Below are 22,682 nucleotides of genomic sequence, written 5' to 3'. Positions count from 1 at the left end.
AGTCCCTCCGGTCCGGAATCCGATTGGATGCCTCCGTTGAAATCCCGCGAGTTGAAGTAGTTCAGGAACGCCGGAGCGCATTGGCGGCGTCATAGGTCATGACGCCGCCAATGCGCTCCAGTCCGACAAAAGCCAGCGTCTTCTGTCCGACCTTGCCCACGGCAACATATTCCGGCTCCGGGCCTTTCTTGGCGCTGCGGCTGTCCAGATCGGTTTTGTCATTGCTTGCATTGAAATGATTCGGCAAGCGCTCCGCCGTAATCTTCTCAAAATCACTGCCGCTGTCGTATGCCTGGGACAAATCCGCCGCATTCCAGATGGAGAAGGAACGCCCCCCGTACAGATACAGCCCTTCATTGCCCATATCGCTCGCAACTTCAACCTTGTCATAGGTTGTCCCTTTGCCAGCCAGGAATTGGGCTGCCGGCGACGATGGATCCAGATTGGATTTCATTTTGCCGATGTCGCTTTCATTGCTTCGGTCATCCCAGCCGGTAGCGTCCCCTTCGTTCGCGGACAGGATATACTGCTGCCCGTTCACGCTGTAGGTCGCAATTCCGTCCGGCATATACATGCCGTAAAAAGGAACATTCTCAAACTTGATTTGTCCATCCTTGAGCAGATCCAGTTGATTCTCTGGCTGGCTCAAATCCTTATATCCGAGCCCCCGGACCGATTGAACCTGCTTCGAGGCGATATCGACCACGGCTATCGCATTGTTTTCCTGCAGGGCCACGTACGCTGTCAGCTCGTCCTCCGACAATGCGATGTATTCGGGCTCCAGATCATGGACGGCATCGTTTTTCGTTCCGGTGCTGCGAATTTGGCCGTCCGCTTCCACATTCCCGCGAATATGCACCCGATCGTCAATGATCGACGGGTCATCGAACTTCAAATGGCTTACTTCGCCAGCCAAAGTATCGATAATCGTGATGCTTCCTTCCGGATCCGGTGCGGTCTCCGTGCGGGGCTCGCCTTCATCCGCCGTCAGGATATAACGGCCATCGGACGTGTACTTGACCATATCCGGCTGAACGCCGGTTTCATAGGATCTGATTAAGCCGCCGTCATAATCGAGCACCAGGACCTTGCCGGTTTTCGTATGATCCTGCTCCTGAACGGCAGCCACGACCTGCTTCGTCTTAGTGTTGATATCCACGCTGGTCAAGTCTCCATACAGGAAACCGCCCGTGTTCGCCAAATCTTCTACATGGATCTGCTTGTCCTTAACCAAGCTGCCATCGGCGACTAGAGACACGATTTCGAGACTGGCCGGCTGGGTCGATCCGTTAACCAAATAGAGCTTCCCGTTATCTTTGTTGTATTTTACAATCTCCGCAACGCCGCCATCCTTGTTGGAAGTACCTACGGAATAATGTCCGATCATCTTCATGGCCAGCTTGTCGGCCACAGGTGATGGACGCTTGCCCAATATTTGCAATTTCACAACCGATTGGACCGTAGCAGGTAAGGCTGCACTATCCTGCACCGTTACCTCAACCGTATGCTCGCCCTCTTGTCCAGCCGCAGGCGTACCTGAAATGGCTCCCGTATCGGATGCAAGGGTCAAGCCTGCCGGTAAACCTGTCGCCGAGAACGTATAAGGCGCTTGTCCGCCATACACATCTACGGTGACCGCATACGGCTCTTCCGCATATGCATCCGGAAAGATCATATCGGTCATGCCCAAATCCACGGCAGCAATAGCTGCATCTTGTGATGTCGTCTCCATGCTGGCGGTCTGGAGCAATTCCTGCCCCTCGCCAGCATACACGCTGCCCCCCGAAAACAGAGAGGCCATCGTGATTTCCGCTGCCATCAACAGCGAAACTACTTTCATGCTTTTATGCTTCAACTCCATATCCCCTCTTCTACCTTATTTACATTCAAGTGTAAGGAGGAAGTGTTAACGGATGCTCAATATCAGTCGCGGTTTATGTAAAATGGCTCCATGCAACAAAAAAAGCCTCGACCTCCAAGTCGGGCTTCCCAGAGCAGCAGCTGCATTCGAGCTGGCGGCTTGCTTATTCTTTTCTTCCATATGTATTCCGGTACCTGTTTATAACATGCGCCAGCCTCGGATCATCTCATACTTCAATCAAAAACCCCGAAATGCCGCATCGTTGCAACCGTGATCAGGATGAACCACCGAATGAGAATGATCCCCCAAACGATAAGAAGACCTTGGAACAGCCGCTCAACCAACCATTCGATCTTCTTGTTTGACGTATATCTGCGCCTCTGCTTAAAAAACCACGCCGCGAACCCTTTGGGAATATCGCTGAAAGTCGTCTTTGGCTCCATTGGCTGCGTCCTCCTCCATTTTCTATCGATTAGCATGTCGGATATACAACGCAAGTCTTCGGTTGAACACGTTTCTTGAATTTTATCATGTTTAATGGAAAAATTCACCATGCATTATGTTTCCTTGTCACATTTCCGACAATATTGTAGTCAAATCGACATGATGTCTGATAAACTAACATAAAGAATTGCTATTTGTAACACAAACACTTCACAAGAAAAACAGCCGAAGATCTATTCATGACTATTCGAAGGCCATAACGTGTGCATATCATTTATGTTTGCCTAGGAAAGAGGAACCAACATGAATCGTAACTGGTTTACGCGGATGCTTATGCTGTATATCCCTGCTTTTCTGATCGTCCCCGCCTTTTTATTTTTCGTCTTTTTCCAATCATTGAGCGAAAGCAACCGAAAGGATGCCGAGCGTTCCAATGCTTACGTAACCCAGCAAGCGATGCTGATGATCGATACGTCGTTGTCTTCCCTGGATCAGAAAATTTCGCTTGAAATGCTGCGCAATCGAAAGGTCATCTCCTTTTTCTCCAGAAGCACGGAAAAGGATTTGCCCCTTCAGGTGGACGTGATGAATCTGTTGCGCGATTTAAAAATGACCAATCCCCTGATTCATTCCATTTACATGGTTCAAGCGGATCATAATCAAGTCCTCAATGAAAGCACAAGCTATTCCTTGGATCAATATGCCGATAACGCCTTCATCCGCTCCAAGCTGGAAGCACCCAACAGCCATTGGTCGGATACCAGGCTGTACAAGGAGCTGCCGTCCGACAAAGGGGTCCCCGTCGTCTCATTGACGCGCAGCGTTTCCATCTTCTCCAAGCATCATGGGTTAATCGTCGTTAATGTAAGCGCTGACGCCCTGCAGGGAATGCTTCTTCAAATGCATGACCCGTCTTCCCGCATACTAAGCCTATATGATACACAAGGGAACAGCGTGTTCGATATGGCAAAATCGGAGACTTCCGTCAGCAGGAGCGGAGCCAGCAACGGCGCCCTTCAGTCGGAAGCGAATTCCGACTATACGGGCTGGCGCATCGTTAGCAGCGTTCAAGGAGCGGATACCTTCAATTTCATCATCAGCCTATCGAATATTTGGTTTATTGCCGGTTTGCTTCTCTGTGCCGTTTCGGTCGCCTGGATCGTCTACGTGACGCTGCAAAATTACAGGCCCATTCAGCACCTGGTCAACCAGCTGCAGCAGCTATCCTCCAAGGAGGACGCCCCGGAGGAAATCCATAAAAACGAATTTACGTTCATCAATTCCAAATTGCAAAACATGATTGATCAGAACGCAAGGTTCCAGCTTCAGTTCGAGGAGGATTTGAAGGCCCAGCAAAATTTTTTCGTGTACGAGCTGCTGGAAGGGACGCGTTCCTTCGATTTGAAGGAATGGGAGAAGGAATCGGCCAAGCATGGCCTGCCCGTGCTGTTTGGCAAGCAGCTGGTTTTTGTCCTGGAAGTGGATCACCGTTCCGAGTGGAGCGCAAATTACGGTCAGATGCAGCATGGCACTCAGCAAAAAGCCATCGAAACCATCATCCTGGAAGCGGCGTCGGATCATGCCTGCGAGGTGAAGCTGCTCTGGGTATCCTTGCACCAGCTTGCTTGGCATTCTGGTCATATCGCCAGAAGCGGAGAAGCTGGCATTCGAGGCCCTCTCCTTCGCGGAAGAATGCCAGCGCCGATTTGCCGATGCCTTATCGTTCACCTTATCCGTCGGCCTCGGGGAGCCGGTCGAGCATCCGGACAATCTGCATGATTCATACCATGAGGCATTGGATGCGCTGCAAACGAAGCCCGTCAATCGAAGTGCCATGATCATTCCTTATTCGTCCGATCCCTTGTCGAAGGATCATAGTTTTCATTATTTTCAAAAGGTTGACCGGATCGTTGACGCCTTCCGACTCCAAGAAGCCAAGTGGAAGACGGAAATGCAGGCGCTCTTTCAGAACATGCTGGAAGAAGGCATATCGCGCCGGGGCGCAAGCAGCGTGCTGCATTACCTCACCTACCATCTGAACAAAACGGCTTCCGGAATGAACGACGAATACTACCTGCTCTGGAAAACAGAAACGATGCCGGCACTCGACCGGGTTCAAAAAGAAATCGACCTGCCGGAGGATTGGACGCAGATGGTGCTTCAGCTTCTGGAGCAATTTGCCGAACGGCTGGATACGCAGCGGAATCTGCGAAGCCAGGGAAACCTCGTCCAAGAGGTTAAGGCTTATATTGAAAAGCATTATACGAAGGCGGAACTATCCCTTGATTACCTGCAGGACAAGTTCGGGATCAGCGGCAAATATTTGAGCAGATTGTTCAAGGAAGAGTACGGCTTGAAATTCGTGGACTTTTTGATTGATTTACGAATCCAGGAAGCGAAACGGCTCCTCACGGAAAGCGCATTGTCTGTACAGGAAATTACGGAGAGGGTCGGTTACAGCAGCCCGATTTCATTTGCCAGGACCTTCAAAAAAATTACCGGCGTCCCCCCGATGGATTACCGCAAAGGCAAATAAAACGGCGCAGAACCTAAACATCAAACGAAGGCCGAGAAGGACATCATATGGTCCCTCGGCCTTTTCCCGTTTATGCCGTAGCGGCTCCTGCCCGCGCAGCCATTCCCATCGGGCGCAAAGTAGAAAATAGTTCCGGGTAGAGAAAAGTTTTTTGTGATTTATATTACATACATTTTCCAGTGTTATTTAAATTGCCATCGCGGTAACGTTTACACTAACACTAGATTCGCCTTTCGGTTTGTTAAGTGAAAAGTGTTTGTTGTCTGGCCTGGCAGCAGGTGTTTTTATTAAGGGCAAGGAACGGCGCCTCACCGCGCTTTCCACCATAACTAAAAAACCAGAAGGGGATGAACTAGCAATGGTAGACAGAAACAGAAAGAAAAAGAGATGGACGGCGCTGATCGCTGCAGCCGTTACGTTATCAACCGTATTAAGCGCCTGCTCGGGTGGCAAGGAACCGGCCTCCGCAAGCAACGCCCCGTCCGACGGCGATCCAATTACGATCTCGTTCGAGACGTCGGTATACGCCGAAGAACCTCATAAGAAGGCAATCGATGCACTCATTGCCAAATACAATGAAACCCACCCTAACGTCACCATCAAAGTTCATGGAACAGACTACGAGAATTACTGGGATAAACTGACCACCGAGATTCTGGCAGGTACGCAGGGCGACATCGTTCAGGTATACCCGGAGAATATCGCCACCTATAATGCGCTGCAGAGCGGGGGCACCTTCGTGAATCTCGACGAGAAGATTCAAGCGAGCGGACTTGAGGACAAGCTTGTCGGACAGGAACTGAGCAAGGTGGACGGCTCTTATTATGCCTTATCCAATTACGCATGGGGATCAACCGGCATTTTCTACAGCAAATCGATGTTCGAAGCCGCCGGAATCGATCCGGCCTCCATTCAAACGATGGATGATTTCAAAGAAGCCGCCATACAGCTTGGCGGTGTTAAAGACGGACAATACGGGTTCTCCAGCGTCATCGGCACCCATCCCTTTATCGCCTCGGAATGGTACCGGCTGCTCGCTCGTCCCGTATCGGGAGGCATTTACTTCCCGGACGGCGAAGCTGGCCCTTACGAGGCCGACCGGATTAACGTCAATTCCGCACCAAACGTTTGGGCGGCGGAGTGGTGGCAGGATCTGATCAAGAACCCGCAGGCCACGCCTCCGGGAACCCGCGACAAGAAGGTCAGCCGCGAGATGTTCTGGAACGGCCAGGCCGGCATGATGATGGATGGTCCCTGGTTTATCGGCATGACCAAAGAACGCGATGAAGCTTTAATGGACGACCTGGGGCTCATGCCGCAGCCTTCCGTCGTATACGAAGGTCAAACCTATAAACCAAACCCGCACAATTATCCGATCGTGTCGATGATTTCCAAAGACAGCAAGCATCCTGACGAAGCTTGGGAATTCCTTGAATGGATGACCTCCCGGGAAGCGCAGCAAATTATCGCCGGTTCCGGCATGATTCCGAGCAGCAAGGAATACGCCGAATCCGAAGAATACAAAACGGAGAATCCGCTGGCTGCCCAATTCTTCGATTTCCAGGAGAATGTATACGCCCCGGCCGTGATGGACCCGCCCATCCCTGAACTCGGCTCCCTGTCCCAAATCCTGATCAATGCCGCGCAGGAGATGTTCGTCGGCATGAAAGACGCCAAGACTGCGCTGGATAGCGCGGCTGAGCAGATGAAAGACACGATGCATTAAGAGGCATTCGAAAACATCAAACGATTGAAGCTGCCCCGGCCCCACGGCCGGGTGGCACTTACATCATAAGGAGGTGGGGGAATGAATCCAACGCGAACGGATGTGACAAGCAGGCAAACTCCCTTGCCGTTGAAGAGAGCTTCGAAGGCCAAGCGATTATGGCTGGAGGAAAAACGGCATTTCAAAAAAAATACAGCCGCCTATTTATTTATTGCGCCGCTGGCCATTACCGTTGCTCTTGTACTCCTCTATCCGATTTTGAAATCGGCGCTCATGAGCGTGCAGTACTGGAAGGTTGCGAAGCCGATTGCCGAAGGCAATCCCTTCGTAGGCTTGGACAACTATGCAGCAGCCATCCAGTCGGGGCATTTCCTGAAATCGTTGGGCATTACCTTTCTATACATTATCGTGACGGTGGTTCTGCGTTTCCTGCTGGGAATCGGTACGGCCGTCCTGCTGAACATTCCCTTTAAGGGCCGAGGGCTCGTAAGAGCGCTGGTGATCATCCCATGGGCCGTCCCTGAAGTCGTTGCTTGTCTCGTATTTATTCTGATGTATGATTACCAATTCGGCGTGATCAACGATCTCCTGCTGAAGCTCAACCTGTTGTCCAATCCGGTCGCTTTCCTCGGCGAAGCCGACACCGCGCTCTGGGCAGCCATGTTCGTCAATGTATGGAAGGGCTTCCCGTTCGCCGCCATCATGCTGCTCGCCGGTCTGCAGAGCATATCCAAAAGCTTGTACGAAGCGGCGGAAATCGACGGTGCCTCGAAATGGCGCCAGTTTCTCAGCATTACCTTCCCGATGTTAAAGCCCGTATCCGTCATCGTCTTCCTGCTGCTGATCATCTGGACCATCAAGGATTTCGGCATCGTCTACGTCCTCACCGGGGGCGGACCGAGCCGGGTAACCGAAATACTGACCATTTTTATCTACAGGGCAGGGTTCAAATCGTTTGACTTCGGTTTGGCTTCCGCTGCGGGGATGATCCTGCTGGCCATCTCCATCGTATTCACCGTGATGTACATGAAAGCTACGAAGGCAGGTGAGATGTCATGAGCAAAGGGATCAGCAAAATCATCGTGTATGCATGCGCCGTTCTCATTTCGTTGTTTGCCGTATCTCCTTTCCTATGGATGATCCTGACTTCGTTGAAGCCTCAGGCCGAAATCTACAGTACGCCGCTGACGTATCTTCCTCAAGAGCTTCATTGGGAGGGGTACAAGGGCATGCTGAATCCTCATGCGGACGACAGCGCCAACTTTATGAAATGGTTCGGCAATACGGCGTTTGTCTCGCTGCTAACGACGGTATTCTCTCTTATCATCTCCGCCTTTGGCGGCTATGCGATGTCCCGGTTCGGTTTCCGGGGACGGATGTCGCTCGGATATATCATCTTGTTGACGCAGATGCTCCCCGGCTCGCTGCTCATTATTCCGCTGTACCTGATCATGAAGGATTACAATCTGCTGAACTCCCATCTGGGTCTCGTCATTGCCTATACCACTTTTGCGGTACCGTTCTGTACCTGGATGCTGAAGGGCTACTTCGACAGCGTATCCCAGTCCATCGATGAAGCTGCGAGCGTTGACGGTGCCAACCGCTTCACAACCTTTATCCGGATTTTGCTCCCGCTCACGCTTCCCGGACTCGTGGTAACCGGCATCTTCTCTTTCTTAACCAGCTGGAACGAGTTTATGTTTGCCCAGACGTTCATCAGCGATTACGACAAATGGACGCTGTCGGTCGGCATCGCCAGCTTTCAGGGACAGTATGTCGTCAACTGGGATTACCTCATGGCGGGCTCCGTCATAACCACGCTTCCGATCGTGATTGCGTTCTGGCTGCTGCAAAAGCATCTGGTCAGCGGAATGACCGCCGGAGCCGTTAAATAAAGCTAACCATTCAAGGAGGGGTCACAATGATCAAATTCGGAATCGTAGGCATGGGGATTCGCGGCAGCATGTTCGCCGATACCCTCAGCCAAAATCCTTATGCGGAGCTGGCCGCGGTCAGCGACGCTTATGAAACTACCCTGAACGCGAGCATAGAGAAATACGGGGTTCCCGGCTATTTGCAAGTTGAGGATATGCTCGAAAGCGAGGCTTTGGATGCCATCGTGATTGCCACGCCGGATTTCCTGCATAAAAAGCCCGTTATGCTCGCGGCTGAGCAAGGCATCCATATCATGGTCGAAAAACCCTTCTCCACCTCCGTCGAGGAGGCCGAGGAAATGTACGCCGCGGTAGAGAAAGCGGGCATCAAATGCCTCGTTGCATTCGAGAATCGCTGGAATTCTCCTTTCGTTGCGGTTAAGGAAGCCGTCCGGAATGGGGACATTGGCCATATTCTGACCATCAACACCCGCTTGAATGACACCATCTACGTGCCTACCAAAATGCTGAAATGGGCCGGGGAATCCACGCCGGGCTGGTTCCTATTCCCGCATGCGACGGATATTGCCTTATGGCTGAAGAGCGGGGTTCTGCCGGTCAGCGTCTACGCGGTAGGGACGAAGAAGAAATTGGCCGGGATGGGGATCGACACCTACGATTCCATGCAAACGATCGTATCCTTCGACGATGGCACGCATGCAGCATTCACGACCAGCTGGGTGCTGCCCGAATCGATGCCGCTGATCTATGACTTCAAAGTCGAGATCATCGGCGAGGACGGGGCATTGTATGTCGACTTATCCGATCAAATGGTCCGTAAGGGCGGCAGCGTCTACAGTCATGTCCATACGCTCGGCACGCCCATCAACGGCCAATATACCGCGGCGCCCCATTACATGCTCCATTCCTTTGTCGATCATATCCGCCTGGATACGATGCCCGAATCGGGCGCAGCTGCCGGCTTGCTGAATACCAAGCTGGTACATGCCATCCATCGCTCCGTCTTAAGCGGACAGGTTGAGCAGGTGTGACATGGAGGCATGCCCAGCGGTTGAATCATGCACTTTTCTTGACATGCCTGCAGTGAGGGCCGAAAATGATCGCTTATCCATGACGGTGGTTCCGGGATGGGGGAGCAGAGTCATCTCGCTGCGCTGGAAACCATCGGACACCGAATTGCTGCGCACGCCGCCATCCATGACGGAATATGAGCGGACACCCTTCTTATACGGCATGCCTGTCTTATTTCCGCCCAACCGGATCGAGAACGGCAGCTTTACCTTTAAAGGCCGCCCCTATCAATTCCGCATCAATGAGCCGCAGCATCACAATCATGTGCACGGACTTGTTCATGACGAAGCATGGGAAGTCGGACGCTGCTGGACCAAGGGGAATCGGGCCGTGATCGAAACCGTGTTCTCTTCGAGAGGCCGCCCTGCGGTCATGTCTCAATTTCCGCATGAGTTCTCGATCCTTCTGCGCATGAGCATTGACGGCGCTTCGTTCAGGCAGACGGCAGAAATCCGCAACAAAAGCAAACACTCTTTTCCATGGGGATTGGGGTATCATACCACCTTCCGCTTTCCCTTCGGGGATGCGGAAGCTCAGGAGCGCTGCACGCTGCGGGCGCCTGTCGGGAAACGATGGGTTCTTAACGACCGGGTGCTGCCGACCGGGGAGCTCGTTCATGACTTCCGCAGCAGAGGCCTGCGGGACGGCATTTCCGTCAGTCAGTTCCCGCTCGATGATCTGTTCCTTGCCATGCCGGAAGACCGTAACGAAGCCGTATTAACCGATCCTGGGGCTGGCCTCAGGGTTACCTACCGCGCGGATGACGCCTTCAAGCATTGGGTGCTGCACAATGGCGATGGGGCGAGCGGTTATCTATGTCCCGAGCCTTATACTTGCGCTACCAATGCCTTCAACCTGGGGATGGATCCGGAAATCACCGGCATGCAGGTGCTGGGGCCCGGCAGGAGCGCCCTGCTGTTCTGTACCATCCATGTGGAAGAACTCTGATTCACCTCGACTAAAACCATGACAAAAGCGGTCCGCTAGCAAGGATGTTTCCTTGAACGGGCCGCTTTCCCAGCTTGTTGTACGTTTGATCTTCACCCCTTTTGGGATTTCACCAATTGAATAAAAAAACGCGATCCGGGAATCCCCCGAATCGCGCCCTGGATTTATATATTTTTCGTTTACTCCGCCTGATAGCGCTCATATGCGGCCTGGTAAACTTCCATGTATCGGTCCAATCCCATCTTGTTGAGCGTGTTCACATACTCTTCCCATTGGCTGAACGAGGCCGAGCCGTTCACGAATTTCGCTTCCATTTCCTTCACGTAATCCTCGATATCTTTACCGATCGAGGTCATGACGTCCGTTTCCTCCAATGTAAAGTTAAAGTTGTACAGGATCTCCTTCACGGCATACGGCTCTGCTTTTTCGGCAGCGGCCATGGCGTTAGGACGCGTCTCCGAAGCTTTGAACCATTTCTCCCGCACAAAGCCCGGATAGCTGCCCCCGAGCCAAGTGAAATTCTTGGCCAATGCCTGATCCTGCGTTAATCCGTTTGGATTCTCCGTAATCTCTTTCACATATTCCAACTGACCGTCCGCGTTCTTCGTGTAAGTCTCGCCTTCTTTACCCATGAAATAGAATTGGGCTCCCTCATCCCCGTAGAAATAATCCATCCAACGGATCGTTGCTTCCGGATTCGGGTTCTTATCGGTAATCGCAAATGCACCCACGTGAACCATCGGCACTTTGACGTGGGAATAGAGCTGGTCTCCGTCCGGTCCCTTAAGCGCCCCGAGCCCGATGTATTCTTTGCGTCCCATGACCATCTCCGGATTCGGCACGATCGTGGCACCGAGCAGACCCTCCTGCCCTTTCGCATTCAACGCGCCGCCTTCAATCGTGAAGATCTCTTTATCGAGCAGCCCTTCCTGGTGCAGCTTGTTGACGAATTGAAGCATTTCCTTGTACTCCGGCAAGGCCTTGGTAAAGCGCAATTTCCCAGTGTCTGGATCGACATCCACCAATTTATGGCCAAGTCCGCTCGTGCCAAGTCCCCAAGAGCCTTTCAAATGATCGATGATCCCGGTAATGCCTGTGGAAGAGAAAGGTATCTCGTCATGCTGTCCGTTGCCGTTCAGATCGGTTTCCTTGACCGCCTTCAAATAAGCATAGAATTCTTCGGTTGTCTGCGGTTCTTTCATCCCGAGCTGATCGAGCCATTCCTGATTAATCCATATCGGGGTGCCAATCAACATGGAGAGCAGTTCTGGATCATAGAAAGAAGGCAGGGAATAGATATTGCCGTCCGGCATCGTCAGTCCTTTTCGAATATCCGGGTACTGATCCATCAGCTTTTTGAAATTCGGAGCATATTGATCGATCAGATCGTTCAGCGGTATAAATACTCCTTGCTCCCCATAGCGGGTCAATTCGGCGGAGCTGACCCTTGCGGAATAGAACACATCCGGATAATCCCCGCCTGCAAGCGCCAGGTTCCGCTTCTCGGTCAGCGTATCGAATGGAATGAGGTTCCAGGTCACATTTACCTTCGACATTTCTTGGTAGGTTTTCCAAACAAGGGTTTCCTCGAATTTGCTTCCGTTCGTTGGCGACTTTCCTGTGAAAAACGTAAGGTCGAGGGGCTCGTTCACAATCGGCATTCCGGTCTCGTTAAAATTAGCCTGCGGCGTTTCGCCCTTATCGGCTGCGCCTTCCCCGCTCTTGCTTCCACAACCAGCCAGCAATCCGGCTGCCAGCACGGCAGCCAATGTAAGCGAAGTCCATTTTTTCATCACCATAAATTTCATATCCCCCTCATCGATTGTCCGTAATCAACCTTTAATTGCACCAATCATAACACCCTTCACAAAATACTTTTGCAGGAACGGATACAGCAGCAGCATCGGCAGATTCGTCACGATGACCGCCGCATATTTGATCGCTTCCGCATCCATCAGGCTGCGTGCCAGTGAATCGTCGCTGATGTCCACCATCTCCTGCATTTGCCCCTGAACCAGAATTTCACGCAGGAACAGCTGCATCGGATAATTCGCACGGTCTGACAAGTAGATCAACGCGCTGAAATACGAATTCCAGTGGCCCACGGCATAGAACAGCACCATCACGGCCAGAATCGGACCGGATAAGGGCAGGACGATGCGCCATAGCACCCGCATGTTGGAAGCTCCGTCAATAAACGCCGCCTCCTGCATCTCCTTCGGAATGGAGCTCTGGAAGAAGGTCCGCATAATAATGATGTTCCACACTGATACCGCCGAAGGGATAATAATGGCCCAAATCGTATCCAGCATCCCCAGTTCCTTCACCAGCAGGTAATTCGGAATCATTCCCCCGCTGAAAAACATGGTGAATACGATAATCGCCGTAAAAATGCCGCGGCCGTTAAAATCGGCTCTGGATAACGGATAAGCAGCTGCGATCGTCATCAATACATTCAAGGCCGTTCCCGTCGTCGTATACAGCAGCGTGTTCATGAATCCCCGCATGAGATCCGAATTGGCAAATAATCGCTCGTAACCGACAAACGACAATTCCTTCGGCCATAACCATACTTCCCCCCGCATCACCGTTTCCGGGGCGCTGATGGAAGCAATCAGAACAAAAAATAAAGGATAGAGCACAAGGAGCGTAATAAATGATAGTATAATGTAAATAAATACTCCGGCTATTCGTTCACTGCGGCTTTGCGGCATATGCCATCATTCCTCCTTACCATAGGCTGTTCTCGCTGACTTTTCGGGCAATCCGGTTTACGGTAATCAGCATGATAAAGTTGACGATGGAGTTAAACAGGCCGACCGCAGCCGAGAAGCTGTACTGAGCACCCAGTATGCCGCTCCGGTATACATTCGTGGCGATGACGTCGGACGCTTCCATATTAAGCGAATTTTGCATCAGGAAGATCTTCTCGAAGCCGACGCCAAGAACGGAACCGATGTTCAGAATGAGCAGTATCGTCATCGTGGGCGCGATCCCCGGCAGATTGATATGCCAGATTCGCCGGAGCCAGCCCGCACCATCCACCTTGGCCGCCTCATGCAGCTGCGGGTCGATCCCGGCGAGTGCCGCCAAATAGATGATGGAGCTCCAGCCCATGCCCTGCCACACGCCGGACCACACATAGATGCTCTTGAACCAGGAGGGCTCCGTCATGAATGCAATCGGCTCTCCGCCGAAGGAGGTGATAATCAAATTGACGAGGCCGCTTACCGGCGACAGGAACATCATGATCATTCCGACAACAACGACCGTGGACAAGAAATGAGGTGCATAAGTTACCGTTTGTACGAATCGGCGGAACCGGCCCGATCTGGCTTCATTAATCATTAGGGCCAGAATGATCGGAATCGGAAATCCGACCGCCAGCTCATATAACCCGATACCCATCGTATTTTTAATAATGCGCCAGAAATAAAAGCTGTCAAAAAAGCGTTCAAAATGTTTGAAGCCCACCCATGGGCTATCCATGATCCCTTTGTTAGCTATAAAATCCTTGAATGCAATCTGGACGCCATACATGGGTACATAATGAAATACAATGAAGTACAACAGAACCGGTGCAAATAAAGCGTATAGCTGCCAGTTTCTGCGCATCTGCATCATTGAACTCCGCCAGACACTTTTCTTTTGAATTTTTGAATGCGCTTCCACATCGTTTAGCTGACGTTGCAAAATCGGCAATCCCCTCTCTTTCGTCTATGCGTCTTCGTGTGTCCCAAGGTCCACGTCTGCATCATATACGACCCGAACGCATCAGGGGTATTGACCATTTTAATGATGTCTCGCCTTTCATTGGATGGAAGGGCGGAAGCGGCGTTTTCCTAAAGCAATGCTTAAAATCTAAAATATTGACTATCCCATTTTTACGAAGGATTAACACGATTCGGGCACATTCCTTAATACTTGTCCTATATAATGTTATGAAACCTTGAATGTCAGAAAAATACAAAGGGGGAAGACTGTGAATTGGATCCGGCATAAAAGCCACAGTGTATTCTTTAAAATTTTTCTGAGCTTTCTGGCCATCATCGTGTTATTCGGATTGTTCTATGCGGTGATCTTCCAGCTCTTCAAGACCAGCCTGCAAAAAGAAATCATCGATAACAGCCAACGGTCGGTTCACGATACGGCAGAACGGTTCAACAACCAATTCAGCAGGCTGCAGGTATTAATGTTCGATATATATAACCAGTCCGAATTAATCGGCTTCAATAATCAGCTTCGCCACCAGACCGGAAACGAAGTCAATTACTTGAAGGCCCGAGACGTGATGATGCAGATGCGGAGCGATATCTATAACCCGCTGTTCTTTCTGGAGGACACCCTGATTTATCTTCGCGAGTTTGATTTTGTGCTCAGCAAATCCGGGAGCGGCGATGCTGCCTATATGTTCAATCGTTCCTATACGAGTCCGATGTACCCTTATTCGTTCTGGAACGGTTATACGGGTGATCCTGAATCCTTCAAGCTCCTCCCTGCGTCAACCTATCGAATCAACAACGATTTGTCCGAGAAAACGCTGATGCCTTTTGTTTACAAGCAGCCGGACAGTCCATATGAGGTCATTGCCCTCATCGATATCGATAAGGCCGCCCAGTCCTTCTTCGGCGAGTCGAACGATCGCGCGCTTGCCATTCTGAATGCCGAAGGCCAAGTGCTGTACACGCTGGGCTCCATGGACCAGGATCAGCTGCCGCCGTTCGAGGCCGGTCAAAAAGCCGTGCTGAAGGATGGAACCTACTATTTTGCGGAAGCCGGATCCGACGGATTGACCTATGTCTCGGCCGTACCTTACAGCCATGTCTCTTCCCAGCTGAGCCGGTTAACCGGCGGTTTGCTGCTTATTTTCTGCCTATCGCTCGGGGTAGCGCTGGCTGCATCCTATTTCCTCAGCCGGCGGCTGCATAAGCCGGTAAAGCAGATCCTGACGACCGTGCTGAACAGAGCCAGCAGCTCGGCGATGCCGGAAACCGGCAGCGTCACGGAATACGACCTGATCCAGAACCGCATTCAGGAGCTGTTCCGGGAGAAGGAAGAGATTCGGGACCGCATGAACAAACACAAGTCCGTCCTGACCAGTTACTCTTATATCAGTCAGTTGAAAAGCATTAATACCGATATCAGCGAATGGGAGGATTTCCTGTCGGATGACGGAAGCTTCATCGTGGTTCTGTACCATATCCGGTTCCGGATGAATCCGGTCTATGAGCTTCCCCTCCAAACCGATCAGGCCGTCCGCCATATGCTGGAGCATATTCATCTGATCACGGCGGAGCGCTATCCGGGCTCCCATACGTTCCAGATCGAGAAGAACGAGATCGTCTCCATCTTCAAACGGGAGGAAGCGGCCCGCCTGGAGGAGTTGCTGCTGGAGATCAAGGATATGCTGAACGAGGAGAAGGAATTGTTCCTGGTCACGATTGCGGTCAGCTCCCAGGTAAGCGATTCGTCCGAATTCAATCAAGCCTACCATCAGGTCAAAGGATTGACTGCCCAGGCTCCGCTGCTCGAGGAATCGCAGATCGTAACCATGCAGCGGGTACTCCCTACTACCGTCAACCTGAGTCCGCCGCAGGAAAAAGGACTGCTCGACGCGCTGCAATCCGGCAGCGACGGCCGCTCCTTGCAGATCATCGACCAGGCGCTTGAAGCCATGCAGCGCAAGGAGGCCGGCATCGCGCAATTTCGTTTCTTCGCCGATTCCGTGGCTTCCAAAATTCTAAGTTATATGGAGATGGCCCAGATTGACAAAACCTCCGTCCAATCCTTGAAGCAGTGGAGCGCAAGATTGGCGGAATGCCATTGTTTATCTGATTACCGAGGCGTATTCCGTCAGCTCGTCGAAGCCTCCTGTGCCCTCATCCGCAAGAAAAAGGATACCGGGGAAGAGCCGCTTATCGCCATGTTCATGAACATTGTCCATAACCAGTATGCCGAAGATTTGTCCCTGGACTATCTGTCAGCCAAGCTGAACCTGTCGAGCGCCTACCTCTCCGTTTATATCAAGGAGAAGACCGGTCTCAACTTCAGCGATCACCTCCTCGGCATCCGCATGAACAAAGCGAAGGAGCTGCTGGCGTGCACCGACCTGACCGTCAATGAGATCAGCCAGCGCGTCGGCTATCTCAACATCACCTCCTTCAACCGAACATTCAAGAAGGCCGTCGGCATGACGCCGGGCGCATACCGCAGGCAGCATGTGGTGCAGACCCATGCAAGCGGATCCTAAAGGATTACGGTGACAAAAAGAAAAAACAAAAAGAAAACCTTCTCTTTCTCGGCATGGACCGGGCGTATGCCCGGCCGGTAACCCGGAAGAGAAGGTTTTTTTGCGTTTCATTGTTCGCTCACACGATGGAGGTAACCGTATTTGTATCTAGTCGGCCTTCATGGTCTGTTCCGTTTGTATTTGGCCCTTTCGTCCTCTCAGCTTCCCAGACGTGAATAAAGCTTTGTTCCACCTGGATAACCCGAGCAGAATCCGGGCATCCACGAGCCGGTAAAACCAATGGGTCACCGCGGCGATAACCGCAAACGTGAGAATCGTGGTAAGCAGCACGCGGGGACCATAACTCAGAAACGGGCTGAGATGCAGAAAGACATAGCTCCCGAACGAGCAAATCACCGTAAAGTGTACGAGGTACAGCGAGAACGAGATTTTACCCAAATAAGCAAAAAAACGATGGCTGAATATCGCCTGCATTCGGCTCGAATGCAGCAGCACCATCAGGATCAGGAATGACCCGATTACATGATAAAACACAAAGAAATCGAAATTGGAAGCCCCCCATTGGAGGATCGAATATACCGTTCCTTGCGGTGCGACATAGGGATAGGAGCCTAAGTAAATACCGGCGCAGAGCAGCAGAAGCTGGATCCAAGACCGATGAATAAATGCCGGCCGCTCCCTCCCGCTGTTCTTTACATCGCTTATCAGCATGCCCAGGACGAATCCCAAATAGTAGGAATCGATGAATAAACAGATGAGGATTGCATACACGGCATAACGAATCCGATGACGGCCGCAAACAATCAGAAAAACAAAGATCATGAACGAACCGAACAACTCGTACGTCATCGTCCATAGCACGGGATTGTACTGCGAGCCATAGGTGAAAAAGGTATGGAACAAGCTTTCCTTCAGCATGACCAGCAGATTGGCGTCCGCGGCAAACGGATCCGGCATCGAAGATAACGTCATCCCGCGTATATTGTCATAAGCCCCGAGATCCAATACGAGGATCAGATAAGCAAGGAAAACGGATGCCAAAGCCGGCACGGCCAGACGAAAATAGCGGCGGATGGCGGAAGAATAAACGATGAACCTATCCCCTGTCCCAAAAAAACGATAGCTGAGCACATATCCGCTGAGCACAAAAAACAGACAGACGGAGAAGTTGCCGTTAAACAGCAGATTGAACGGCGTTCGCGCGGCAATCCCCTCAAAAGCGAAATGCTCGATCTCCTCCCTCCCCTCAAAAACCGACGGTGCAAACACTTGAAAAAAATGAGATACCACTACAATCAAGGCAGCGAGCCCTCTCAAGCCGTCCAAATATACGATTTTCATAAACAACCCCGCGTTCCCCTATGAAATAGGCTGATAATGTGACCTATATTTCTTAGGGAGGAGGAGGAATTCTGTACACGATCCGGATGTTTTAGGGATAATCATGTTTAAGAAAATGGCTGTCACCTAAAATGAAATCGTTTTCTTAAACTAAAGGAAATCAATAGGGGAGGGAATTTATTTGAGTATTTATTGGAGTCAGGTCGATATTGAAGAACTAACGGGATCAGGTGTCGTTTATTTTAACTCAAAGATGGAGATGTTGGAAGGTCTTCCATGCAAAATGTATAAATTGACCTATCAGCAGAGCCTATGGACGCATTGCCATGATTATTTTCAGATATGGTATGTGGCAAAAGGCGCTTTCCTGCACACCGTCCAACAACAGGTATACGAGATACGCAAAGGCGATATTTTTGTTATTCCTCCTTTTACCCTGCACAGCGTAAGCATTTCACCCGATGAGGACATCGAAATTTACGGATGCGAATTCATGCCCTCCTTCGTGAACGAGAGATTTCAGGAACAGCCGACAGACCACGCCTTTTTCGATGTGGCCTTTCTGGAATACTTTCTGCGCAAGGAAACGAATGCCCAATCCCAAATCACGCTGGACAGCGTTACCGACGTAACGGTCCGAAATGTCCTGAAGGATATGCTGATCGAATACGAGAGACGCACCCCTTTTTTCAAATCTCGCTCAAAGCCAAGCTGCTTGTGCTTCTCTCGATTCTGGCACGGCAGGTCAACGGCGAGCTGCTGCGTGAAGGATTCGAGAAATCGGAGAAATACCGGAAAATCATGACAAGAGTCGTTGATCACATCCATAACCACTATCAGGAAGATATGAATTTGAATGACCTATGCAGCCTATCGAATTTATCAAGGTCCACGTTCTGCATCCTCTTCAAAGAATGGACAGGCAAAACATTCAACCGTTATCTCACCGACCTACGGATTCTGCAGGCCATGATGATGCTGAAGCAGCCGGAGTTATCCGTAACGGATGTTTGCTACTCCACCGGATTTAATGAACTCTCCTATTTTTGCAGAATCTTCAAAAAGTATACGGGCATCTCTCCCACCGACTTTCGTAAGCAAGCGATGAAATAGAGTGTTCAATACCATACGATAATCCTATTTTTGAACACGATAGTGAAATGAAATGATTTTTTTACATGCTACGATATCCATAATTCTTACAAATAACTGGATCAGGGCCGGTTGTTTAGTCAACTGTGTTGGGGAGGGAATTGATAGAACTTCAATGAATGACGTTGCACGATTGTACACGATTGCTCAAGGGGAGGAAGAGGAATGAAGAAGAAATCTTGGATCTGGAGCCTTATTCTATTGTTCTCTATCGTAACAGGATGCTCGGGCGGTAATGCGCCTCAATCGGGCAGTGATGCTGGTGACAAGCCATCCGATAATCCGCCTGCCCAGGATGCCGTAACGCTCGACTTCTGGTACGGATGGACCGGACCGGAAGCGGAGGCGTTGGAAGCGTTGATTGCCAAGTGGAACAGCGCCAATCCCGACATTCAAGTGAAGGGGTTATCCCAAAGCGATTACCAGAAACAGCTTACCGCGATCACCGGGGGCAATCCTCCGGACATCGCATCCCAATTCGGACAAAATGTCGTGCCGTGGGGACTCCGTGGCGCCATGATGCCGCTGGATGATTATATAGCGAAGGACGGCGTCGATCTTAAGGACTTCGTGCCGGCTGCCCTAAGCACTTCCCAGCATGAAGGCAAGACGTATGCAATCCCGACGGCCATGCACGTGTCCATGCTGTTCTACAACAAGGATATTTTGCAGGAAGCCGGTTATGACGGTCCGCCGGAAACGATAAGCGATTTGAAAGAGTATATCAAGAAGCTGAGCGTCGCTCAGGATGACGGCCGCCTCCAGCGGCTTGGATTGTGGCCGGGCATGGATGCTTATACGTTCAGTTATGCCTTTAACGGATCGTTTTATGATGAAGCAACGCAGCAGGTGACGCCGGATCATCCGGGGATCCAATCGGCCATCAAGCTCTCGAAGGAGATCTGGGATCAATACGGTTCCGATAATTTGGATCGATTCTCCTCCGGGCTCGGCCAATACATGTCGGCACAGAATCCGTTCTTCTCGGGCAAATATGCGATGACGATTGACGGAGAATGGGTGCCCACCTTCATCAAGCAATACTCGCCTGATCTGAACTACGGCATAGCTCCCATTCCTTATGATGAGAGCAACCCGGAACTTAAAAACTCCGGAAATGTAACCACGAGCGTATTCTATATTCCGAAAGGCGTCAAAAACCCGGACGCTTCCTGGAAATTCATTAAATGGATGACCGAGCCGGAGCAAATGGCCGAATTTACGGCTGCCCTCGGGAATCTCCCGACGCGAAATTCGGCCTTCTCCAACCCGCTCTACGAGGATGTGCCAGGGTTTAAGGAATTCCTCGACTATTCGGGGAGCGAAAACCTGAAGTCCTTCCCGGCTTCTTCCTACGCGAACGAGTACATGACGGAGTTCAGCGCGCAATTTGACGCTATTCTCCGAGGCACCGTCAGCATGGAGGAAGGCTTGGACAAGGTAAAGGCCAAGATTCAGCCGCTGGTGAAATGATGAACCAAGCAGGCTCTGTCCAATGCAGCGATGGGTTGGGCGGGGCCGCTGCCTAAATATTTTGAAGCGGAAGGAGAATCGCGAAGATGAGAGTCTCCACAGCAAATCAACGAAAGCCCGTATCAGGCTGGTCCAGGAAGGAGCGTCATTATGTGTATCTTGGCCTGGCGTTCGCCTCTCCTTGGATCATCGGGTTTCTGGCTTTTACCGTCTATCCGTTCTTCGGCTCGCTCTATCTGAGTCTGACCGAATACGATTTATTCAGCCCTCCCCAGTGGGTGGGGCTACAGAATTACGAGTTAATCCTCGCGGATGACCGCTTCTATAAGTCGCTCGGTAACACCTTTTTCATGGCGTTCATATCCGTGCCGATCACGCTGGCCGTCTCACTGCTGATTGCCGTGATGCTCAATTTCAAAGTGAAGGGGATCAATTATTACCGCACCATCTTCTACCTTCCGTCCGTCATACCGATCGTTGCAAGCGCTCTATTGTGGACATGGATGCTGAACCCCGACTTCGGGTTGGTTAACTTGGCACTTCGCACCCTGGGTTTAACGGACCCGGCGTGGCTGCTGGATCCCCGTTATACGAAACCGTCTCTTATCCTGATGAGCCTGTGGGGCTCGGGTGCGGGCGCTTTAATCTTCCTGGCCGCCCTTCAGGGCGTGCCGAGGCAATATTATGAAGCGGCTCAGGTGGACGGAGCGAACTGGTGGTACCGCTTCTGGAAGATCACGGTCCCTGCCCTGTCCCCCATCATTCTTTTTCAGCTCATCATGGGGTTGATCGGCGCCTTTCAAATCTTTACGGAATCGTATATTTTGGCTGGCGGCAAGGTGGATGGAAGCGGCTCATTGGGCGGGCCGGAGCAATCGCTGCTGTTCTATGCGGTCAATTTGTACCAGGAAGCCTTTGTCTTTCTGAAGATGGGTTATGCCTCGGCGCTCGCCTGGATTCTGTTCATCATCGTGCTGCTGATTACGTTCATCCTGTTAAAAACGTCGGGCCGCTGGGTCTATTACGGAGGTGAGTAACATGGCTGTCAAGTTGCGGGTTATCTTACCGCATGCGGTCCTTCTTCTATTCGCTGTGATCTTCCTGTTTCCATTTGTATGGCTGGTGATGACCTCGCTGAAAACGCCGGAGGAGATACTCGAGTTCCCGCCGAGCATATTCCCGGAGACGTTCCAGTGGTCCAATTATAAAGAGGCGCTTTCTGCCATTCCGTTTACCCGATACATGATGAACACGTTTCTGATTTGTATGGTGAATATCATCGGCCAGCTATTCTCTGCACCGCTGGTGGCCTACTCGATATCCCGCATCCCCTGGAGGGGCCGGAACATCATCTTTACCATCGTCGTGGCAACCATGATTCTGCCGGCTCAAGTGCAGATGATTCCGCAGTACATCATCTTCACCAAGCTCGGCTGGGTCAATACGATCATGCCGCTTACCATCGGCGCATTCTTCGGGGCGCCGTTCTTCATCTTTTTGCTTCGGCAGTTTCTGCTTGGCGTGCCGACCGAATTGTCCGAGGCAGCAAAGATCGACGGGGCTTCGGAGCTGCGGATCTATATCAAGATCATTATGCCGATCCTGAAGCCGGCACTGGCCACCGTTGCTTTATTCTCTTTTGTGTGGTCGTACGTGGATTTCATGGGACCGCTCATCTATCTGAACGATTCGGCCAAATGGACCATCACCGTCGGCCTGCAAAGCTTTCAGCAGGACCACGGGGCACAGTGGGAGAAACTGATGGCGGCATCCACCATCATGGCGATTCCCATGATCCTGATCTATTTCTTCGGACAGAAGTATTTCATGAAATCGGGATCGGCGTTGACCGGGTTTAAATAATGGGTTGAATGAAACCTTCTCTTCCATGGCAGTTAGGCCGATCAGGCCCGCTGCGAATATGGAAGAGGAGGTTTTTGTGCTGATCGTGCAGAAATAAACGATGAAGAAACGATATCAATAGA

Annotated in this window: 19 protein-coding genes; 13 read left to right on the top strand and 6 right to left on the bottom strand. The window is 51.3% G+C overall.

Features of this window, described 5'->3' with window-relative positions; translation table 11 throughout:
• Positions 1-61 precede the first annotated feature (61 nt).
• Together P0X86_RS07130 and P0X86_RS07125 are read right to left on the bottom strand one after the other, a co-directional pair.
• Positions 62-1,855 carry a choice-of-anchor I family protein gene (locus tag P0X86_RS07130; RefSeq protein WP_277748208.1) on the bottom strand — a complete coding sequence of 598 codons (1,794 nt, stop codon included), beginning with the start codon at positions 1,853-1,855 and terminating at the stop codon, positions 62-64.
• A gap of 239 nt (positions 1,856-2,094) precedes the next feature.
• Entirely contained in the window at positions 2,095-2,304 is a 210-nt protein-coding gene (locus tag P0X86_RS07125) for a hypothetical protein (RefSeq protein WP_192569455.1), read from the bottom strand.
• 304 nt (positions 2,305-2,608) lie between these two features.
• Here P0X86_RS07125 and P0X86_RS07120 point away from each other — a divergent pair, with 304 nt between their 5' ends.
• The 7 genes from P0X86_RS07120 (at position 2,609) to P0X86_RS07090 (ending at position 10,481) form a co-directional block, all read left to right on the top strand.
• Positions 2,609-4,084, top strand: a complete 1,476-nt coding sequence (locus P0X86_RS07120) for a cache domain-containing protein (protein ID WP_277748207.1) — start codon at positions 2,609-2,611, stop codon at positions 4,082-4,084.
• Positions 3,966-4,841: a helix-turn-helix domain-containing protein gene (locus tag P0X86_RS07115; RefSeq protein WP_277749011.1), complete on the top strand. Its 876-nt coding sequence runs from the start codon at positions 3,966-3,968 to the stop codon at positions 4,839-4,841. Before P0X86_RS07120 ends, P0X86_RS07115 begins: the two co-directional genes overlap by 119 nt.
• A 358-nt stretch (positions 4,842-5,199) precedes the next feature.
• Positions 5,200-6,567, top strand: coding sequence for an ABC transporter substrate-binding protein (locus P0X86_RS07110; protein ID WP_192569457.1), 1,368 nt, complete (start codon positions 5,200-5,202; stop codon positions 6,565-6,567).
• 81 nt (positions 6,568-6,648) lie between these two features.
• A complete protein-coding gene (locus P0X86_RS07105; RefSeq protein ID WP_176502481.1) occupies positions 6,649-7,626 on the top strand; it encodes a carbohydrate ABC transporter permease in 978 nt (325 codons plus the stop codon).
• Complete coding sequence (locus P0X86_RS07100; protein ID WP_096775230.1) at positions 7,623-8,462, top strand: carbohydrate ABC transporter permease; 840 nt, start codon at positions 7,623-7,625, stop codon at positions 8,460-8,462. Before P0X86_RS07105 ends, P0X86_RS07100 begins: the two co-directional genes overlap by 4 nt.
• Positions 8,463-8,488: 26 nt before the next feature.
• The gene (locus P0X86_RS07095; RefSeq protein WP_012819408.1) at positions 8,489-9,493 is read left to right on the top strand and encodes a Gfo/Idh/MocA family protein; all 1,005 of its coding nucleotides are present in this window, start codon (positions 8,489-8,491) and stop codon (positions 9,491-9,493) included.
• A 1-nt stretch (position 9,494) separates the two neighbouring features.
• Complete coding sequence (locus P0X86_RS07090) at positions 9,495-10,481, top strand: aldose 1-epimerase (protein ID WP_347177535.1); 987 nt, start codon at positions 9,495-9,497, stop codon at positions 10,479-10,481.
• 179 nt (positions 10,482-10,660) lie between these two features.
• On the opposite strand, the gene P0X86_RS07085 is transcribed toward P0X86_RS07090, so the two are convergent.
• The 3 genes from P0X86_RS07085 to P0X86_RS07075 are packed head-to-tail and all read right to left on the bottom strand — an operon-like array spanning position 10,661 to position 14,102.
• Positions 10,661-12,280, bottom strand: a complete 1,620-nt coding sequence (locus P0X86_RS07085) for an extracellular solute-binding protein (RefSeq protein WP_277748206.1) — start codon at positions 12,278-12,280, stop codon at positions 10,661-10,663.
• Between the two features lie 33 nt (positions 12,281-12,313).
• Positions 12,314-13,195, bottom strand: coding sequence for a carbohydrate ABC transporter permease (locus P0X86_RS07080; RefSeq protein WP_009595368.1), 882 nt, complete (start codon positions 13,193-13,195; stop codon positions 12,314-12,316).
• Positions 13,196-13,211: 16 nt separating this feature from the next.
• Complete coding sequence (locus P0X86_RS07075; protein WP_277749009.1) at positions 13,212-14,102, bottom strand: ABC transporter permease; 891 nt, start codon at positions 14,100-14,102, stop codon at positions 13,212-13,214.
• A gap of 361 nt (positions 14,103-14,463) precedes the next feature.
• Here P0X86_RS07075 and P0X86_RS07070 point away from each other — a divergent pair, with 361 nt between their 5' ends.
• Positions 14,464-16,731, top strand: a complete 2,268-nt coding sequence (locus tag P0X86_RS07070; RefSeq protein ID WP_277748205.1) for a helix-turn-helix domain-containing protein — start codon at positions 14,464-14,466, stop codon at positions 16,729-16,731.
• 147 nt (positions 16,732-16,878) lie between these two features.
• Here P0X86_RS07070 and P0X86_RS07065 read toward each other — a convergent pair whose 3' ends face one another.
• On the bottom strand, positions 16,879-18,072 hold the full coding sequence (locus tag P0X86_RS07065; RefSeq protein ID WP_277749008.1) for an acyltransferase family protein: 1,194 nt from the start codon (positions 18,070-18,072) through the stop codon (positions 16,879-16,881).
• Between the two features lie 181 nt (positions 18,073-18,253).
• On the opposite strand from P0X86_RS07065, the gene P0X86_RS07060 reads away from it, so the two are divergent.
• The 5 genes from P0X86_RS07060 to P0X86_RS07040 all read left to right on the top strand — a co-directional run bounded on the left by P0X86_RS07060 (position 18,254) and on the right by P0X86_RS07040 (position 22,560).
• Positions 18,254-18,877: an AraC family ligand binding domain-containing protein gene (locus P0X86_RS07060; protein ID WP_277748204.1), complete on the top strand. Its 624-nt coding sequence runs from the start codon at positions 18,254-18,256 to the stop codon at positions 18,875-18,877.
• The gene (locus P0X86_RS07055) at positions 18,874-19,185 is read left to right on the top strand and encodes a helix-turn-helix domain-containing protein (RefSeq protein ID WP_277748203.1); all 312 of its coding nucleotides are present in this window, start codon (positions 18,874-18,876) and stop codon (positions 19,183-19,185) included. The genes P0X86_RS07060 and P0X86_RS07055 overlap by 4 nt, the downstream gene beginning before the upstream one ends.
• A gap of 204 nt (positions 19,186-19,389) precedes the next feature.
• Positions 19,390-20,697: an ABC transporter substrate-binding protein gene (locus tag P0X86_RS07050; protein ID WP_277748202.1), complete on the top strand. Its 1,308-nt coding sequence runs from the start codon at positions 19,390-19,392 to the stop codon at positions 20,695-20,697.
• An 86-nt stretch (positions 20,698-20,783) separates the two neighbouring features.
• Positions 20,784-21,734 carry a carbohydrate ABC transporter permease gene (locus P0X86_RS07045; RefSeq protein ID WP_277748201.1) on the top strand — a complete coding sequence of 317 codons (951 nt, stop codon included), beginning with the start codon at positions 20,784-20,786 and terminating at the stop codon, positions 21,732-21,734.
• A 1-nt stretch (position 21,735) separates the two neighbouring features.
• Entirely contained in the window at positions 21,736-22,560 is an 825-nt protein-coding gene (locus tag P0X86_RS07040; RefSeq protein ID WP_277748200.1) for a carbohydrate ABC transporter permease, read from the top strand.
• The last annotated feature ends 122 nt before the right edge of the window (positions 22,561-22,682 follow it).

The organism is Paenibacillus sp. BR1-192, from assembly GCF_029542445.1.
Classification (GTDB): Bacteria; Bacillota; Bacilli; order Paenibacillales; family Paenibacillaceae; genus Paenibacillus_AQ; species Paenibacillus_AQ lautus_A.
The sequence above is the reverse complement of the archived record's forward strand: the minus strand, read 5'-3'. Positions and strand labels throughout refer to the sequence as shown.

Excerpts from the sequence above, each read along its gene's own strand:
- P0X86_RS07125 (WP_192569455.1), bottom strand. The coding sequence starts at position 2,304 with ATGGAGCCAAAGACGACTTTCAGCGATATTCCCAAAGGGTTCGCGGCG.
- P0X86_RS07120 (WP_277748207.1), top strand. The coding sequence starts at position 2,609 with ATGAATCGTAACTGGTTTACGCGGATGCTTATGCTGTATATCCCTGCT.
- P0X86_RS07110 (WP_192569457.1), top strand. The coding sequence starts at position 5,200 with ATGGTAGACAGAAACAGAAAGAAAAAGAGATGGACGGCGCTGATCGCT.
- P0X86_RS07105 (WP_176502481.1), top strand. The coding sequence starts at position 6,649 with ATGAATCCAACGCGAACGGATGTGACAAGCAGGCAAACTCCCTTGCCG.
- P0X86_RS07100 (WP_096775230.1), top strand. The coding sequence starts at position 7,623 with ATGAGCAAAGGGATCAGCAAAATCATCGTGTATGCATGCGCCGTTCTC.
- P0X86_RS07095 (WP_012819408.1), top strand. The coding sequence starts at position 8,489 with ATGATCAAATTCGGAATCGTAGGCATGGGGATTCGCGGCAGCATGTTC.
- P0X86_RS07090 (WP_347177535.1), top strand. The coding sequence starts at position 9,495 with ATGGAGGCATGCCCAGCGGTTGAATCATGCACTTTTCTTGACATGCCT.
- P0X86_RS07085 (WP_277748206.1), bottom strand. The coding sequence starts at position 12,280 with ATGGTGATGAAAAAATGGACTTCGCTTACATTGGCTGCCGTGCTGGCA.
- P0X86_RS07080 (WP_009595368.1), bottom strand. The coding sequence starts at position 13,195 with ATGCCGCAAAGCCGCAGTGAACGAATAGCCGGAGTATTTATTTACATT.
- P0X86_RS07075 (WP_277749009.1), bottom strand. The coding sequence starts at position 14,102 with ATGCAGATGCGCAGAAACTGGCAGCTATACGCTTTATTTGCACCGGTT.
- P0X86_RS07065 (WP_277749008.1), bottom strand. The coding sequence starts at position 18,072 with ATGAAAATCGTATATTTGGACGGCTTGAGAGGGCTCGCTGCCTTGATT.
- P0X86_RS07055 (WP_277748203.1), top strand. The coding sequence starts at position 18,874 with ATGACAAGAGTCGTTGATCACATCCATAACCACTATCAGGAAGATATG.
- P0X86_RS07050 (WP_277748202.1), top strand. The coding sequence starts at position 19,390 with ATGAAGAAGAAATCTTGGATCTGGAGCCTTATTCTATTGTTCTCTATC.
- P0X86_RS07045 (WP_277748201.1), top strand. The coding sequence starts at position 20,784 with ATGAGAGTCTCCACAGCAAATCAACGAAAGCCCGTATCAGGCTGGTCC.
- P0X86_RS07040 (WP_277748200.1), top strand. The coding sequence starts at position 21,736 with ATGGCTGTCAAGTTGCGGGTTATCTTACCGCATGCGGTCCTTCTTCTA.